The sequence below is a fragment of the Campylobacter sp. LR264d genome (assembly GCF_008633895.1).
GTDB lineage: Bacteria > Campylobacterota > Campylobacteria > Campylobacterales > Campylobacteraceae > Campylobacter_D.
In genome coordinates, this window is the sequence record NZ_VJNT01000016.1 from 145,520 (window position 1) to 159,712 (window position 14,193).

The window sequence follows — 14,193 nt, forward strand, 5'->3', positions numbered from 1 at the left end:
CTTTTTTAATTTAGAATTAACGTCATTATTAAAAAGGAAAAATTGTGCTTGTAAGAGATGTTTTTTATATACCAGGATATGACCCAAAGGGACAAAGATATTATTACTCCTTACTTAAAAATGGCTTTAATGCTTATGCTAAAAATTTCAATATAAAGGCTGACTTATCAAAGCTTAATATGAATGAAAAAATCCATTTTTGCGAATTTAATGGAGAAAATTTTAAAACAAAATATTCTTTTTTATTGTGGAATGATATAGTTAAAAAATACTGGAATAATAATTTTAAAAGTGCTTTAATTGACGTTTTTATCTTTTTTAGAATTTATTTTATCACGGGGCTTTTTTTAAAATTTGGCAAACACTCACCTTATCAATTAATAACAGGCTTTTATCCTCCTATTTTTATGATTTTATCTTTATTTTTAATATGTTTTTGTGGAGTTTTTACTTTTTTTATTTTAAAAATTTATATCCATTTTTCACTAGCACTAATAAGTGCTCTAATCATAGTTTTTTTAATGTATAAGTTAACAAGTTACCTTGGAAAAAAATTAGCAGTTTACTGGCTACTTAGATTAATTGTTTTTTGTGCCCTGTGGCAGGATAGAAAAAAAGGTGCTTTGGATGAGATAATCAAGGCTTTTTCACAGACCTTGTTTAATGCCTTAAATAAACACAAAGATGATGAAAATTATGAGCTTATTTTAATAGCCCATAGCGTTGGGACCATTTGCTGTATAGAGGTTTTATACAAACTTTTAAAGCTTTGCAAAGTAGCAAATTTAAATACCGATAAGCTTAAAATTATTACACTTGGAGAATGTATACCCTTACTTTCTTATCAACAAAAAGCAAAAAATTTCAAAGAAAAGTTAGAATTTATTTTTACCTTTAATTTAAAATGGTATGATTATACTTCCATAATTGATGGTGCCTGTTTCCCAAGCATTGATTTTGTTGGTACAAGCGATGTTAAGACAGAATTTAAGCCAAAATTTCTTTCAGCAAGATTTCATACCCTTTATGAAAAAGATGAATATGCAAAGATAAAAAAAGATAAATATAAGGCACATTTTTTATATCTTTATGATATAAAAATTAAAAGTGGCAGTTATGATTTTTTTGATTTTATCTTAGGTGAAAACTTGTTAGAAAGAAAAATTATAAAGGAGTAGGAAAATGAGCAAGTGTCCATTTTATCCAAAGCCTTACGCAAACAAGGCTTCAACCATGCTTACTTTTTTGTTAAAACGTCGTTCTTGGCTTGATGGGCTTTATGAAAAAAGTTATAAAATGCAATCAGGTTATGTTAAAATGCCAAATTTTAATCTTTATGTAGTAAATGATACAAGAGAGGTTAAACGTATAATGATTGATGAGGTAAAAATTTTTCCAAAGAGTGAATTTTTACATAAACTTTTAAGCCCCTTACTTGGTGAGAGTATTTTTACTACAAATGGCGAGGTATGGAGAAGACAAAGGGAGCTTTTAAGACCTTCTTTTGAAATGACTAGGATTAGTAAGGTTTTTAATCTAATGTCAGAAGCTGTTAAAGATTTAATGCAAAGATTTGATAAATACGAAGATAAATCTATAATAGAAGTAGATGAAATGATGACCTTTGTAACTGCTGATGTGATTTTTAGGACTATTATGTCGGCAAAGCTTGATGAGGAAAAGGGCAAAGAAATTCTTGATGCCTTTGTGATTTTTCAAGAACAAAGTGTTCATTCTGCAATGCGTAGAATGTTTCATTTTCCAAGGTGGCTTTCTCATATACTTGGTGATTCTAAGAGATTAAAGGCTGGTGAGATTATAAGAAAGAATTTAAAAGAGATTATAAGACCTCGCTATGAAAGTGTAAATTTAAACGAGCCACCAAAAAATGAAGATATACTAGAATCTTTACTTCGCGTAGTTGATGCAAATACTAATGAAAGATTTTCTTTTGAAGAAATTTTAGACCAAGTTGCTATGCTATTTTTAGCAGGGCATGAAACTACTGCTAGTTCGTTAACTTGGACCTTGTATTGTTTAAGTATGTTTGAAAATGAACAAGAAAAGGCTTATGAAGAGGTTATGAGAGCAACAGGTGGAAAAAATGTTGAGATTACTCATTTGCCACAAATGCACCATTTAACAAATGTCTTTAAAGAGGCTTTAAGATTGTATCCACCAGTTGGCTTTTTTGCAAGGGAGGCTAAGGTTGATACTAAGATTAGAGATAAAGAAATAGCAAAGGGTTCAGGTGTTGTTGTAGCCCCTTGGTTAATTCATAGACATGAAATGTTTTGGAAAGACCCCCATGAGTTTAAACCTAGTCGTTTTGATGAAGAATATAAAAAAGATGCGTACTTGCCTTTTGGTAAGGGTGAAAGGGTGTGTATAGGCTACGGTTTTGCCATGCAAGAAGCTATTTTAATACTTTCAAATATTTTAAAGGTATATAAATTAGAACTTCAAGATGGCTTTACACCAGATGTGGTAGGTAGATTAACTGTGCGTTCGGCAAATGGAATGAATATTAAATTTACAAAAAGAAGATAATGATAAGAAAAAGGGTACGCATTAGGGCTAGACTTCGTTCAACCTTGCAAAATAAAGAAAGCATAAAGCTAAGTTTGCTTGAGAAGCTAGCAGGTACCCTTTTGCTTTGTTCTATAGTACCCTTAGCAATTTTAGGCTATTTGCTTATAGTTATAGTTGGTACCTTTTTTAATACAAAACGTGCAAGGCAAGGAGTTAGAGCACTTGACCACTTCGTAAACGCTAGTTTATTTAATGGCTATGCCTGGGAAAGTGTTTCATCTCATGCTTGGCGAGAAAGAAAAAATAAAAGATGGGCAAGATTTGTTATAAAAATTACTGATTTTTTTCAAAAAGACCATTGTAAAAGGGCAAATAAAAGAGAACAGCCCGTAGTTGACTTTGTACTTTCTAGAAAACTTGATAGACAAACTATTTATAAAAAGCCTTAGTAAAGGAAAATTTTAATGGATAATTATGAATTTAGCGAACTTTTAAAGGATTTAAAAAATAAACTTAGCAATATAGCCTTGATTATAAAGCCTGATTTGTTAAAAGAAAGATTAAGTGAGATTGAAAATTTAGAAAATGAACCCTCATTTTGGCAAGATATTAAAAGGGCTGGAATTTTAGGCAAGGAAAAGACTAAAATTTCAAATTTATTAAGTGCTTATGAAAAGGCGTTCAATGCCTTAAATGATACAGATGAGCTTTTTGAAATGGCAAATAATGAAGAAGATATTGAAACTTTAAATTCTTTATTTGAAGAAGCCCCACTTTTAAAAGAACATATTACAAATTTAGAACTTACCATGCTTTTAAGCGATGAAATGGATAGTAAGAATGCTATTGTTTCTATACACCCTGGTGCTGGTGGGACAGAGAGTAATGATTGGGCTAGTATGCTTTATAGAATGTATTTAAGATTTTGTGAAAGGCAGGGTTTTAAGGTAGAGACCTTGGACTTTCAAGAAGGAGATGAGGCCGGGCTAAAGGATGTTAGCTTTTTAGTTAAGGGTGCTAATGCCTATGGTTATTTAAAGGCTGAAAATGGAATTCACCGCCTTGTTAGGACAAGTCCCTTTGATAGTGCAGGGCGTCGCCATACTAGCTTTGCAAGTGTTGAGGTGAGCCCTGAGATTGATGATGATATAATTATTGAGATTAATGAAAATGAGGTAAGAGAGGATTATTATAGGGCAAGTGGGGCAGGTGGTCAGCACATAAATAAAACAGAATCAGCCGTTCGCCTCACTCATATTCCAACTGGCATAGTGGTACAATGTCAAAATGATAGAAGTCAGCATAAAAATAAGGCAACAGCCTATAAAATGCTACAATCTCGCCTTTATGAGTTAGAAAGACTAAAACAAGTAGCACAAAAGCAAGATATAGAAAAAAGTGAGATAGGCTGGGGTCATCAAATTCGCTCATATGTGCTTTTTCCTTATCAGCAAGTAAAGGATTTGCGTTCAAATGAGACCTTTAGTAATACCGATGCTATTTTGGATGGGGATATTAAAAAGATAATTGAAGGGGTTTTGATTAGCCAAAAGGCTAAAAAAGATTAAAAAATTAAAAATCTTTGTTATAATTTTGCTTTAAAATCACAAAGGGTTTTTTAAATGCCAAGACACAATTTAAGAATTAACACAAATCAACACAAGGCTAAGAATTTAAGGTCAAAAGAAGATGATTTGAATATCAAAGAAGCTATTACTAAAACAAAACTTTATTTAGAAGAAAGATTTAAAAATGGGGGGGGGTTGCCAACTTTAACGAGGGTGGCTATTATTTTGAAATAGCAGATAAGCTTGATATTTCTTTTATGATAGAAACAATTAAAAATTCACAAATTAGAGTACAATTTGATACAAATTTTTCACAACATTCTATTAAGCCAGATGGTGGAATTTTATTTTTACGCAAACAAGATGATGAAAATTTTAAAAAAGTTTTATTAATCACCGAGGCAAAGAGACAAGGAACAAATGATGAAAGACAAAAAGAGGGCAAAAAGAAACAAGCAACGGGCAATGCCATAGAAAGACTTGGGAAAAATTTAACAGGCATAAAGGCTATGTTAAATCACGAAAAAATAACACCTTTTGTATGTTTTGGCTGGGGGTGTGATTTTGGTCCTAATGTTAAGAGTGTTCTTACAAAACTTAATGTTTTAAATGAATTTTATTTTCTCAATAAAACCTATATTTTTAAGGCTGATGGAAATAGTAATTTTAACTATTTTTCCCTGTGAGTATGTATTTTAGAGAGAAAAAATGGGAAGTTGATGAGATGTTTGACATAATGAAAGAAATTGCTGAAACTTCTTTGAGATATTACATTTTTTAGGTTTTAATATGATAAATAATGAAAATAATGAAAATAATGAAAATCCAGCTTTTTTAAAAGAACAAATCATAACTTATCTAGGTAATAAAAGGGCATTGCTTGGTTTTTTAAAACAAGGCTTTGATTTTGCTAGACAAGAACTTAAAAAGGACAAATTTAGCTTTTGTGATGCCTTTAGTGGAAGTGGTATAGTTTCTCGTTTTGCTAAGGCTTATTCAAGTTTCATAGTTGCAAATGACTTAGAAGATTATTCTAAGCTTATAAATTCTTGCTATCTTAGTAATAAAAATGACTTAAATATAAAAGATTTAGAAACAATGCATCAAAGCTTATGTGAGAATTTAGAACTTAAAAAAGGCTTTATTAGTACACTTTACGCACCTAAAAATGATGAAGATATTCAAAAAAATGAAAGGGTTTTTTATACTCAAAGAAACGCTCTTTATTTAGATTCTATGCGTAGTAAAATAGAAAAAGAAATTCCAAAGGAATTTCAGCATTTTTTTATAGCTCCTTTGATTTATTCTGCTAGTGTGCATTCTAATACAGGTGGCGTTTTTAAAGGCTTTTATAAGGATAAATTTGGGGTTGGTAAATTTGGGGGGCAGGCTTGCAATGCCCTAAGTAGAATTAAGGGTGAAATTTTTCTTAAAATGCCTATTTTTTCAAATTTTTCTTGTGATTTTGAAGTATATAAAAAAGAGGTGCAAGACTTAGCAAAAGAACTTGATAAAATCGAAGTAGCTTACCTTGACCCACCTTACAATCAACACCCCTATGGGTCAAATTATTTTATGTTAAATTTAATAGCAAACTATCAAAAACCAAAAGAAATTTCAAGGGTTTCAGGCATTGTACAAGGCTGGAATAAAAGTGCTTTTAATAGTCCAAAATTTGCACAAGATGCACTTTTTGAATTAATATTAAATTTAAAGGCAAAGATTATTTTACTTTCTTATAATTGCGAGGGCTTTGTAAAAAAAGAAAATTTTTTAAAAAAGCTTAAAAGTTTAGGAAAATGCGAGTGCATAGAAAAGCCGTACAACACCTTTAGGGCAAGTAGAAATTTAAAAAATCGCCCCATTCATATACAAGAACAACTCTATATGCTAGTCAAATAAACCCTGTTTTATAAGGCTTAATCTTTCTTGCAATCTTATCAAATTTACTTTTATAGGCTCTTTTAAATTTATAAAAAAAGGATTTTGCATACTAGCTATCAAATAATTACCCTTAAAACCAAAGATAGCATTCATATCAAATTCCTTTTTATTAAGCTTTTGATATATACTTTCTTCGTTTTTAAATTCCTTTTTGGCTAACTTACTTTGTATTAAAACTCCACAAAAAAATCTTTTTTTATCATCCTTAAATTTTATATCACAAAGGCTAAAATTTTCAAAGATTAAGGGCTTTAAAGAGTTAAATTCATTTAATTTTTCACTTAAATTTAAGCTTTCAAAGTCCTTTAACAAAATGGCTTTTTTGTTTATTTTTGCATTATTTTGTCTTAAAAATAGGCTTAAAACTTCTTCTTCAAGGTTATTTAGAGAATTTTTTAATTTTTTACTTGTAATTCGGTAAAAAAACACACATATAAAAACGCCTAAAATTAAAGCTATAATTAAATCTTTTATGAAAATAAAGGCTAAAAACATTACTAATAAGCCCTCTATTACGCTTAAAAATTTTAAAATTCCTAAACGTTTTAATATAAAAATTCTAGCCCGTTCTAGTTCATCTATTTTCAAGACTTTGCTTTTTCCATTCTCTTTCTTTGAGTTGCATCTAGGTATCTTTTTCTAACGCGTATGTTTTGCGGGGTTACTTCTACTAACTCATCTTCTTCAATCCACTCCAAAGCCCTTTCAAGACTTAGTTTTCTAGGTGGTACAAGCTTTATAGCATCATCACTTCCACTAGCCCTAACATTTGTTAAATTTTTACCCTTTATAGGATTTACATCTAAATCATTACTACGAGAATGCTCACCTATAATCATGCCTGTATAAACCTTAGTTTGAGGTTCTATAAATAAAACTCCCCTATCTTGTAAATTAAAAAGCGAGTACCCAAGGGCTACGCCATTTTCCATAGATATTAACGCCCCATTTGAACGTTTTTCAACACTACCACTAAAGGGCCTAAATTCTAAAAAGCTATGATTCATCACGCCCTCGCCCTTAGTATCTGTTAAAAATTGACTTCTAAAGCCTATTAAAGAACGGGCTGGAATTTCAAACTCAAGCCTAGTTTGGCCATCTCCTGTTGGGGTCATAGTTTTCATTTCAGCCTTTCTTTTTCCTAGCTTTTCGATAACCGCACCACTAAATTCATCAGGTACATCTATAACTAAGTGTTCAAAGGGCTCAGTTTTGATTCCACCATCCATTTTTACGATAACCTCTGGTCTTCCCATGCAAAACTCAAAGCCCTCTCGCCTCATATTTTCAGCTAAAATTGTAATTTGCAACTCTCCTCTGCCACTTACTTTAAATTTGCCCTCGCCTATACTTTCAAATTTCATAGCTATATTTGTTTTCATTTCAGCTTCTAATCTTTCAGATATTTTATTTGAAGTTACAAATTTACCCTCAGTACCAGCCAAGGGCCCATCATTTACTGCAAAAACTATACTCAAAGTTGGTTCTTCAATGTGTAGAGGGTCAAGTGGGGAAGGATTATTTGGGTCAACTACGCTATCTCCAACATCCATAGCCTCAAAACCTGCAATTGCTACTATATCACCTGAAAAGGCCTCGTTAATATCCATTTTTTCTAAGCCCATAAAGCCTATTAATTTTGTAACCCTACCATTAAGCTTAGTACCATCAGCCTTTACAAGCAAGACATTTTCATTTTTTTTAACCTTGCCATTAAAAATTCTTGCAATGCCTATTTTTCCTACAAAATTATCATATCCTAAGGTAAAAACTTGCAATTGCAAAGGATTATCATTGCTACCACTTGGGGCAGGTACTCTTTCTAAGATAGTTTGAAAAAGTGGTTGCATATCTTTATTTTCATCTTCTAAATTTAATTTTGCATAGCCATTTTTTGCTGCTGCATAAACGATAGCAAAGTCAAGTTGTTCGTCATTTGCCCCAAGTGCGACAAAAAGGTCAAAGATTTCATTAATCACCCTGTCAGGTTCTGCTGCAGGTTTATCGATTTTATTTATTACAACTATGGGTTTAAGTCCTAAGGATAGAGCCTTTTTAACTACAAATTTAGTTTGAGGCATAACGCCTTCTTGGGCATCAACTAGGAGTAAAACCCCATCAATCATCTTTAAAACTCTTTCTACCTCTCCTCCAAAATCAGCATGTCCTGGAGTGTCAATTATATTTATCTTAGTACCCTTATAATTAATAGCTGTATTTTTTGAAAGTATGGTTATACCTCGTTCTTTTTCTATATCATTACTATCCATAACACGTTCTGCGATTTGTTCTCTTTCATCAAAGGTACCTGATTGTTTTAAAAGCTCGTCTACCATAGTTGTTTTACCGTGGTCAACGTGGGCTATAACTGCGATATTTCTAATATTTTCCACGTTTTTCTCCAAAATTTAATTTAAAAGCAAAAATTATATAAAAACTTTGCTTAAGGATTAAAAAATAAAACTTGGCACATTTATTGCTTTAAATCTTGCAAATATATTTTTAAAAAAGGAAATACAATGTCAAAACCATTAAATGCAGAAACTCAAAGCTTTTTAGATACAGATTTAAGCTTACAAATCAATGATAGAAAAAATGAAATCTTACTTCAAATTTTAAACCTTTTAGAAGTTTTAAAGGCAAATGAAGATGATAAGATGGCTAGAATTTCAGGGGAGCTAAGTGAGCTTTTAGAAGATGAAAAAAATCTTAAAAAGATAACTAAGACAAAATGTTTAGACGAGCTTTTAAATGTTATTTTAAAGCTAAATGATGATAAGATGGTTAAAATTTATGCTAAGGATTATTTAAAGGAAAAATTTCCTATTTTGGCTAAGAGTGATTTTTTAAAATAAGGAGTAAAAAATGGCTGATTTATCTATACTAACTTCAAGTTTAACAAGTTCTACGAATTTATTAAGTAGTACTTCAAGTATTGAAACTAGCAACGCACAAAGTTTTTATGAAACTTTAACCAAACAAGCAGAAGCTTTAAATGCTTATTTGCCTGATAGAATGAAGATTAGTGAAACTGAGCTTTTATATGATACTATGAAAAAGCTTGAAAATGGAGATTTTGCATCTTATACCTCTTCAAGCTCAACTTCATCAATCATTCAAAGTGTATTGCAAACTAGTTATGCTTATGAACAAATTCTAACCTTATTAGAATCTTTTCAAAGCGAGTTAGCTGATTTTGCAAATAGTTATGTTACAACTGATGATAACACAAGTAATTTATTAACTCAACTACTTGAACAAAGCAATACCACTAAAACCTTGCTTAGTGCCCTTGTAGGACAAAGTTAAATTTAAAGGAAAAAAGATGTCAAATTTAGCCTCGCAAACTAGTTTATTGAGTATAGGAACAAATATTGTAGAAGGTGGAACTTCGAGCTTATTTAGCACTGATTCTATGTTAAATAATGGTATGTTAGGCGATACCTTAAACGATACTGAAAGTTTTTTAAATACCTTATTGAATTCAATAGATGCGACAAATGAATTTTTGCCAAATGATGTAAGGGTTAGTGAAACTAAGATTGTTAATCAAACTATAACGCAAAATTTATATGTAGAAGACTTTAGTCAAGATGATAAAATTTCTATTTTTGAATCAGCTTCTTTTACTCAAATTTTATCCTTGCTTGATACCTTGCAAACTAATACGGCTAATATTTCTTTGGCAAATTTATCAAGCCAGTTAAGTGATTTAGTGCAAACTGAATCAACTTTAAATGCATTAAAAGAGGCTACAAATTTAACAGAATTACTTAGTATTGCTAAGGATATGGGCTTAAATGTGGAAAAAATTAAGGTAGATAGGCTTGGAGATTTAAAAACAGCTTATCCAAATTTAGCTAAGGCAAATTTTTTCCAAAATGATAATGTAGATAATGTTTTTAAAGAATTAGTTACTGAAAAAATCACCACTTTAACTAAGAATTTAGAAGATTTAATGAAAGAAAAGGGAACTTCCTTAAATCAAAATTTGCATATTAAAAATAATAAAAATCATTCATCTTTGCTTACAAAAACCTTGCAAAATTTAGATGAAATAATAGCTGATGAAGGTCAAAATTTAAAAAATAAAAATATAAATAACGAAAATAACATAGACCTTGATATTGATTTAAATTTAAAGACCAAAGAAGATAGTAAAAATCAAAATTTACAAAATCAAAACATAAAAGAAGTAAGCACAAAGGATTTAAAGCAAGATAGTAAGATTGAAAACACTCTAAATTTAAAAAGTGAAAATGTTAATAAGGGTGAAAATCTTAAAAATGAAAATCTTAAAAATGAAAATGTTAAAAATGAAAATGTTAAAAATGACAATAACATTAAAGAAAATGTTAAAGAAAGTAAAACAAACAATGAGTTAAAGACTCAAAATAAGCCAACTCAAACAAATGAGAATGTGCAAAAAACGAGTGAAAATTTAAGGCAAAATGATAATGTTAAAAATGAAAATATAAAGCAAGAAACAGAGATTAAAACTCAAAATTTAAACACTTCAAAACCTAACACTGAAAATAAGCAAGAAGCAAAAGCTGAGGTTAAGCCAAATGAAATGGCTAAGACTCAAGAAAAAGAGGTTAAGAATGAGGTTACACCTGAGCTTAAAAGTGAAAATAAGCAAGAAGTAAAACAAGAGATTAAAGCTGAGATTAAGCCTGAAAATAAAACTGAGATTAAAAACGAGGTTAAACAAGAGATTAAGCCAAATATTCAAGCAACTCAAACAAAAGAAGAAAGTACCTTTAAAACAGAAGATAAGCAAAGTACTACTCAAAATAAGGAAGTAAGTGAGCCAAAAGCACAAACTAAGCAAAGTAGCGAGATAAAGCAAGATAATGCTAGTATTTTAAGGCAAAGTCAAGTTTTAAGTCAAAATGCTAAGGAAGTAAATCTTTCACCAAAACAAGATATAAATTTAAGTAGCCAAGCAAGTCAGGCAATATTTACTCAACAAAGTGCCCAAGGACTTGATAGCACTCAAACTATTTTAAGTAAGGATAATGCTTCAAATTTCACAAATGTAAATGATATGGTTAAGGATACTAAAACTAATGTAAATTTAAACCAAGAAAATAATGTTTTATTTAACGAACAAGATAGTAGTTTTGATGAGTTAAATTCTTTGGTTAAAGATTTAAGTAGGATAAATCATAATCAAGTAAGGGCACAAGCTACTACGCCAAAACAAACTATGCAGTATTTTTCTCAGGATTTACAAGAGGCAATTTCACAATATAAATCGCCTATTACTAAGCTAAGTATTACTTTAAATCCATCGAATTTAGGCGAGGTTGAGGTAGTTTTAATGCAAAGAGGAAATAATCTTCACATTAATTTTAACTCAAATTCAAATACCATGCAGCTTTTCTTGCAACACCAAGCTGAATTTAAAAATTCCCTTGTTAATATGGGCTTTACAGGACTTGAAATGAATTTTAGTGACCAAAGTAAGAAAGACCAAAGAGGTGCTAAAACACAAAGTACTAGAGGCTTTAGTGATATGATTGATGGAAATGATGATAATATCAATCTTGAAGTCGTTTTAGCAAAATATTTTTGAAAAGTTTAAAAGTGGAACAGCTTTTGCTTTGAGAATTTAAATTTATAAAAAGGAGTAGGTTATGGCAACAACAGTTACCGATACAACTAGCACAACTACTACAAGTAGTTCAACTTACACAAATCCAAATGCTGAGCTTGATAAGGATGCGTTTTTACAACTTCTTTTAACAGAACTTCAATATCAAGACCCAACTGACCCTATGGATACAGAGACTATTCTTACGCAAACTGCACAATTATCTAGTCTTGAAATGCAACAAAATACAAATGAGACTATGGAAGCTATGGTTAATACTATGGAATATCTTGCAGATTCAATGGGTACTGCGATGAGTACTTCAGCCCTTGCTGCTATTGGTAAGATGGCTACTATTGAAGATAACACTGTTACTTTAACTGGTTCTGATGATGTTATTACCTTAAAGATGTATTTACCAGAAGACACTGATGAAAATGGTGTCACCTTAGAAGTTTATGATTCTAATGGCAATTTAGTTTATAATGAATCGGTTGATGGTCAATTATTTTCTGGTATTAATTCTATTGTATGGTATGGTAAAAATAATGATGGAATTTATGCAGGAAATGGCGATTACACAGTTAAGTTAGTTTATAATAACGCAGATGGCGAAAAGATTACTGCTGAGTATGGTTCTTATCTAATCGAAGGGATTAGATTTGTTGATGGTGTTGCTTATGCTCAAATGGCTGATCAATATGTACTATTTAATGAAATTTCATTGGTATATGATTACAAATAAAATTTCATAAAGGGTAAAGGATATATTATGAATGCTTCACTTTATAATGGTGTAGAAGGTGTTAAATCTCAAAGCGTTGGAATGGATGTTTTATCAAACAATATTGCAAATATTAATACCGTAGGTTATAAATACTCAAGTACAGAATTTTCTGATATTTTTTATAGCACAGTTACTACCTCTTCTACAAATCCAGCACAAAGTGGCTATTCTGCTACAACTTCAGCTACTAGATTGGTATTTGAACAAGGCTCACTTGTAGCAACTGACAATAATTTAGATGTAGCCTTACAAGGAAAAGGCTTTTTTGGGGTTACTGGTTATGATGGAAGTGTTTATTATACAAGGGATGGGTCTTTTACTCAAGATGCTAATGGCTATTTAGTAACAAGTTCTGGTTTTTATGTGCTTGGTACTATGAATCCAAATTTTACTACTATTACATATAGTGATAGGGTTTCTGATTTAATGGGCGATATGTACGATACTCCTGTAACTTCGGGCTACACAGTTAGTAGTGATGAAGATTTTAGTCTTACTTCGGTGGACACTCAAACAGCTATTTTATTGCCAAATAATATATATTTAGAACCAACAGTTACTGAAAATGTATCTTGGACAGGTTATTTAGGAAGTGGGATTAGCACTGTTGATGTAACTCATGATTTAGATACTAATCTAGCTACTTATACTAAAAATGCAGATGATACATATAGCGTAAGTGGGATTATAACTCAAGCTGATGTTTATAGCGTCAAATCAGGTGATAGGGTTTTGGTTACCTTTAGCGATGACAATGGTGTTCATGCAAGTTACGAGGCATACTTAGATGATAATTTTAATTTTGTCATTGATGATTTAGATTTAAGTGGCTTTGATGAAAATTCTTTAACCTTATCAGCCTTGCAAGTAGTAACAGAAGAAGAACAAGCTAATACTACAACCCTCGAAAGCTCACTTTATAATGCAGATGGTAGCAAAAGCACGGTTGTAGTTACATTGCAAAGGGTATTGCCACAAATTGATGAAACTATTACTTACTCAGCAACTGCTCAAATTTATAATAGTGATGGCGAAGCAGTTGGCGAGGCAGTAAGTGGAATTTTAACCTTTAACGAGTTAGGTTCTTTATCATCAAGTACGCTTACAAGTATTAATAACCCAGATGGTGGAGTTGTAAATTTAAATTTTGGCACCCCTTATGATGAAAATGTAGTAGGTTCTGGCTTTAATGGTCTTTATATTAGTCTTACTTCTGATACAAATAGCGTTTCAAGTACTCAAGACGGGCTTGCTGAAGGCTTTTTAAATAGTTATACGGTGGGTGATGATGGTAGCATTATAGCTACATTTAGTAATGGAAAAAGCGTAACCGTGGCTAAACTTGCCCTTTATAATTTTATAAATGAAGAAGGTCTTGCTGCAGTTGGTGAAAATATTTACGCAGCTACTGGAAATAGTGGAAATGCTTATTTTTACACAGATGCAAATGGCAATATAATTTATACAGCTACCTTTGCGGGTAATTACTTAGAACAATCTAATGTGGATTTAAGTACTGAACTTTCTAATCTTATAGTTACACAAAGGGCCTACGAGGTAAGTGCAGCTAGTATTACTACAAGTGATGAAATGATTCAAACTGCTATTGAAATGAAAAGCTAGTTTTTACTAGCTTTTTTATCTTTGTAAATTCTTTTGTAATATCTTTTTACACAATTTTTCTAAGCTTAAATTTTTGCATATCTTATTTTAAGCATTAAATTTTAATTTACTTTTATATTATTCTAAATTAACATAATAAA

13 protein-coding genes and 1 pseudogene are annotated in these 14,193 nt (G+C 30.9%); 12 read left to right on the forward strand and 2 right to left on the reverse strand.

Going from position 1 to position 14,193, the window contains the following annotated elements; translation table 11 throughout:
• Window positions 1-44: 44 nt before the first annotated feature.
• The 7 genes from FMM56_RS04470 to FMM56_RS04495 all read left to right on the forward strand — a co-directional run bounded on the left by FMM56_RS04470 (window position 45) and on the right by FMM56_RS04495 (window position 6,002).
• Window positions 45-1,178, forward strand: a complete 1,134-nt coding sequence (locus FMM56_RS04470; RefSeq protein WP_150207872.1) for a DUF829 domain-containing protein — start codon at window positions 45-47, stop codon at window positions 1,176-1,178.
• Window positions 1,179-1,182: 4 nt separating this feature from the next.
• Window positions 1,183-2,550, forward strand: a complete 1,368-nt coding sequence (locus FMM56_RS04475) for a cytochrome P450 (RefSeq protein ID WP_150139861.1) — start codon at window positions 1,183-1,185, stop codon at window positions 2,548-2,550.
• Complete coding sequence (locus FMM56_RS04480; RefSeq protein WP_150139860.1) at window positions 2,550-2,981, forward strand: hypothetical protein; 432 nt, start codon at window positions 2,550-2,552, stop codon at window positions 2,979-2,981. The genes FMM56_RS04475 and FMM56_RS04480 overlap by 1 nt, the downstream gene beginning before the upstream one ends.
• Window positions 2,982-2,996: 15 nt before the next feature.
• Window positions 2,997-4,100 carry a peptide chain release factor 2 gene (prfB, locus tag FMM56_RS04485; RefSeq protein WP_150139859.1) on the forward strand — a complete coding sequence of 368 codons (1,104 nt, stop codon included), beginning with the start codon at window positions 2,997-2,999 and terminating at the stop codon, window positions 4,098-4,100.
• A gap of 54 nt (window positions 4,101-4,154) precedes the next feature.
• The gene (locus tag FMM56_RS08970) at window positions 4,155-4,334 is read left to right on the forward strand and encodes a hypothetical protein (RefSeq protein WP_223810445.1); all 180 of its coding nucleotides are present in this window, start codon (window positions 4,155-4,157) and stop codon (window positions 4,332-4,334) included.
• A gap of 23 nt (window positions 4,335-4,357) precedes the next feature.
• The gene (locus FMM56_RS08975) at window positions 4,358-4,786 is read left to right on the forward strand and encodes an EcoRI family type II restriction endonuclease (RefSeq protein WP_223811469.1); all 429 of its coding nucleotides are present in this window, start codon (window positions 4,358-4,360) and stop codon (window positions 4,784-4,786) included.
• 103 nt (window positions 4,787-4,889) lie between these two features.
• Window positions 4,890-6,002 carry a DNA adenine methylase gene (locus FMM56_RS04495; protein WP_150207874.1) on the forward strand — a complete coding sequence of 371 codons (1,113 nt, stop codon included), beginning with the start codon at window positions 4,890-4,892 and terminating at the stop codon, window positions 6,000-6,002.
• On the opposite strand, the gene FMM56_RS04500 is transcribed toward FMM56_RS04495, so the two are convergent.
• Together FMM56_RS04500 and typA are read right to left on the reverse strand one after the other, a co-directional pair.
• Window positions 5,991-6,632 (reverse strand): poly(A) polymerase, encoded by a 642-nt coding sequence (locus tag FMM56_RS04500; protein ID WP_150139857.1) that lies wholly within the window; start codon window positions 6,630-6,632, stop codon window positions 5,991-5,993. The two genes, FMM56_RS04495 and FMM56_RS04500, sit on opposite strands and share 12 nt — an antisense overlap.
• On the reverse strand, window positions 6,629-8,437 hold the full coding sequence (gene typA / locus FMM56_RS04505; protein ID WP_150180384.1) for a translational GTPase TypA: 1,809 nt from the start codon (window positions 8,435-8,437) through the stop codon (window positions 6,629-6,631). The genes FMM56_RS04500 and typA overlap by 4 nt, the downstream gene beginning before the upstream one ends.
• Window positions 8,438-8,563: 126 nt before the next feature.
• Here typA and FMM56_RS04510 point away from each other — a divergent pair, with 126 nt between their 5' ends.
• From FMM56_RS04510 to FMM56_RS04530, 5 genes and pseudogenes are all read left to right on the forward strand, one after another.
• Window positions 8,564-8,899, forward strand: coding sequence for a hypothetical protein (locus FMM56_RS04510; protein ID WP_150139855.1), 336 nt, complete (start codon window positions 8,564-8,566; stop codon window positions 8,897-8,899).
• Between the two features lie 10 nt (window positions 8,900-8,909).
• A complete protein-coding gene (locus FMM56_RS04515; protein WP_150151606.1) occupies window positions 8,910-9,353 on the forward strand; it encodes a hypothetical protein in 444 nt (147 codons plus the stop codon).
• Between the two features lie 16 nt (window positions 9,354-9,369).
• A complete protein-coding gene (locus FMM56_RS04520) occupies window positions 9,370-11,625 on the forward strand; it encodes a flagellar hook-length control protein FliK (protein WP_150151609.1) in 2,256 nt (751 codons plus the stop codon).
• A gap of 61 nt (window positions 11,626-11,686) precedes the next feature.
• Window positions 11,687-12,385, forward strand: a pseudogene (locus tag FMM56_RS04525) (flagellar basal body rod modification protein); the annotation flags it as partial.
• 30 nt (window positions 12,386-12,415) lie between these two features.
• Window positions 12,416-14,053, forward strand: a complete 1,638-nt coding sequence (locus tag FMM56_RS04530; RefSeq protein WP_150207876.1) for a flagellar hook-basal body complex protein — start codon at window positions 12,416-12,418, stop codon at window positions 14,051-14,053.
• Window positions 14,054-14,193: the final 140 nt, after the last annotated feature.

What these genes read in the sequence shown, in the direction of transcription:
- FMM56_RS04530 (WP_150207876.1), top strand. Translation starts at nt 12,416, where the DNA reads ATGAATGCTTCACTTTATAATGGTGTAGAAGGTGTTAAATCTCAAAGC.
- FMM56_RS08970 (WP_223810445.1), top strand. Translation starts at nt 4,155, where the DNA reads ATGCCAAGACACAATTTAAGAATTAACACAAATCAACACAAGGCTAAG.
- FMM56_RS04515 (WP_150151606.1), top strand. Translation starts at nt 8,910, where the DNA reads ATGGCTGATTTATCTATACTAACTTCAAGTTTAACAAGTTCTACGAAT.
- FMM56_RS04475 (WP_150139861.1), top strand. Translation starts at nt 1,183, where the DNA reads ATGAGCAAGTGTCCATTTTATCCAAAGCCTTACGCAAACAAGGCTTCA.
- FMM56_RS04480 (WP_150139860.1), top strand. Translation starts at nt 2,550, where the DNA reads ATGATAAGAAAAAGGGTACGCATTAGGGCTAGACTTCGTTCAACCTTG.
- prfB (WP_150139859.1), top strand. Translation starts at nt 2,997, where the DNA reads ATGGATAATTATGAATTTAGCGAACTTTTAAAGGATTTAAAAAATAAA.
- FMM56_RS04510 (WP_150139855.1), top strand. Translation starts at nt 8,564, where the DNA reads ATGTCAAAACCATTAAATGCAGAAACTCAAAGCTTTTTAGATACAGAT.
- FMM56_RS08975 (WP_223811469.1), top strand. Translation starts at nt 4,358, where the DNA reads ATGATAGAAACAATTAAAAATTCACAAATTAGAGTACAATTTGATACA.
- FMM56_RS04520 (WP_150151609.1), top strand. Translation starts at nt 9,370, where the DNA reads ATGTCAAATTTAGCCTCGCAAACTAGTTTATTGAGTATAGGAACAAAT.
- FMM56_RS04495 (WP_150207874.1), top strand. Translation starts at nt 4,890, where the DNA reads ATGATAAATAATGAAAATAATGAAAATAATGAAAATCCAGCTTTTTTA.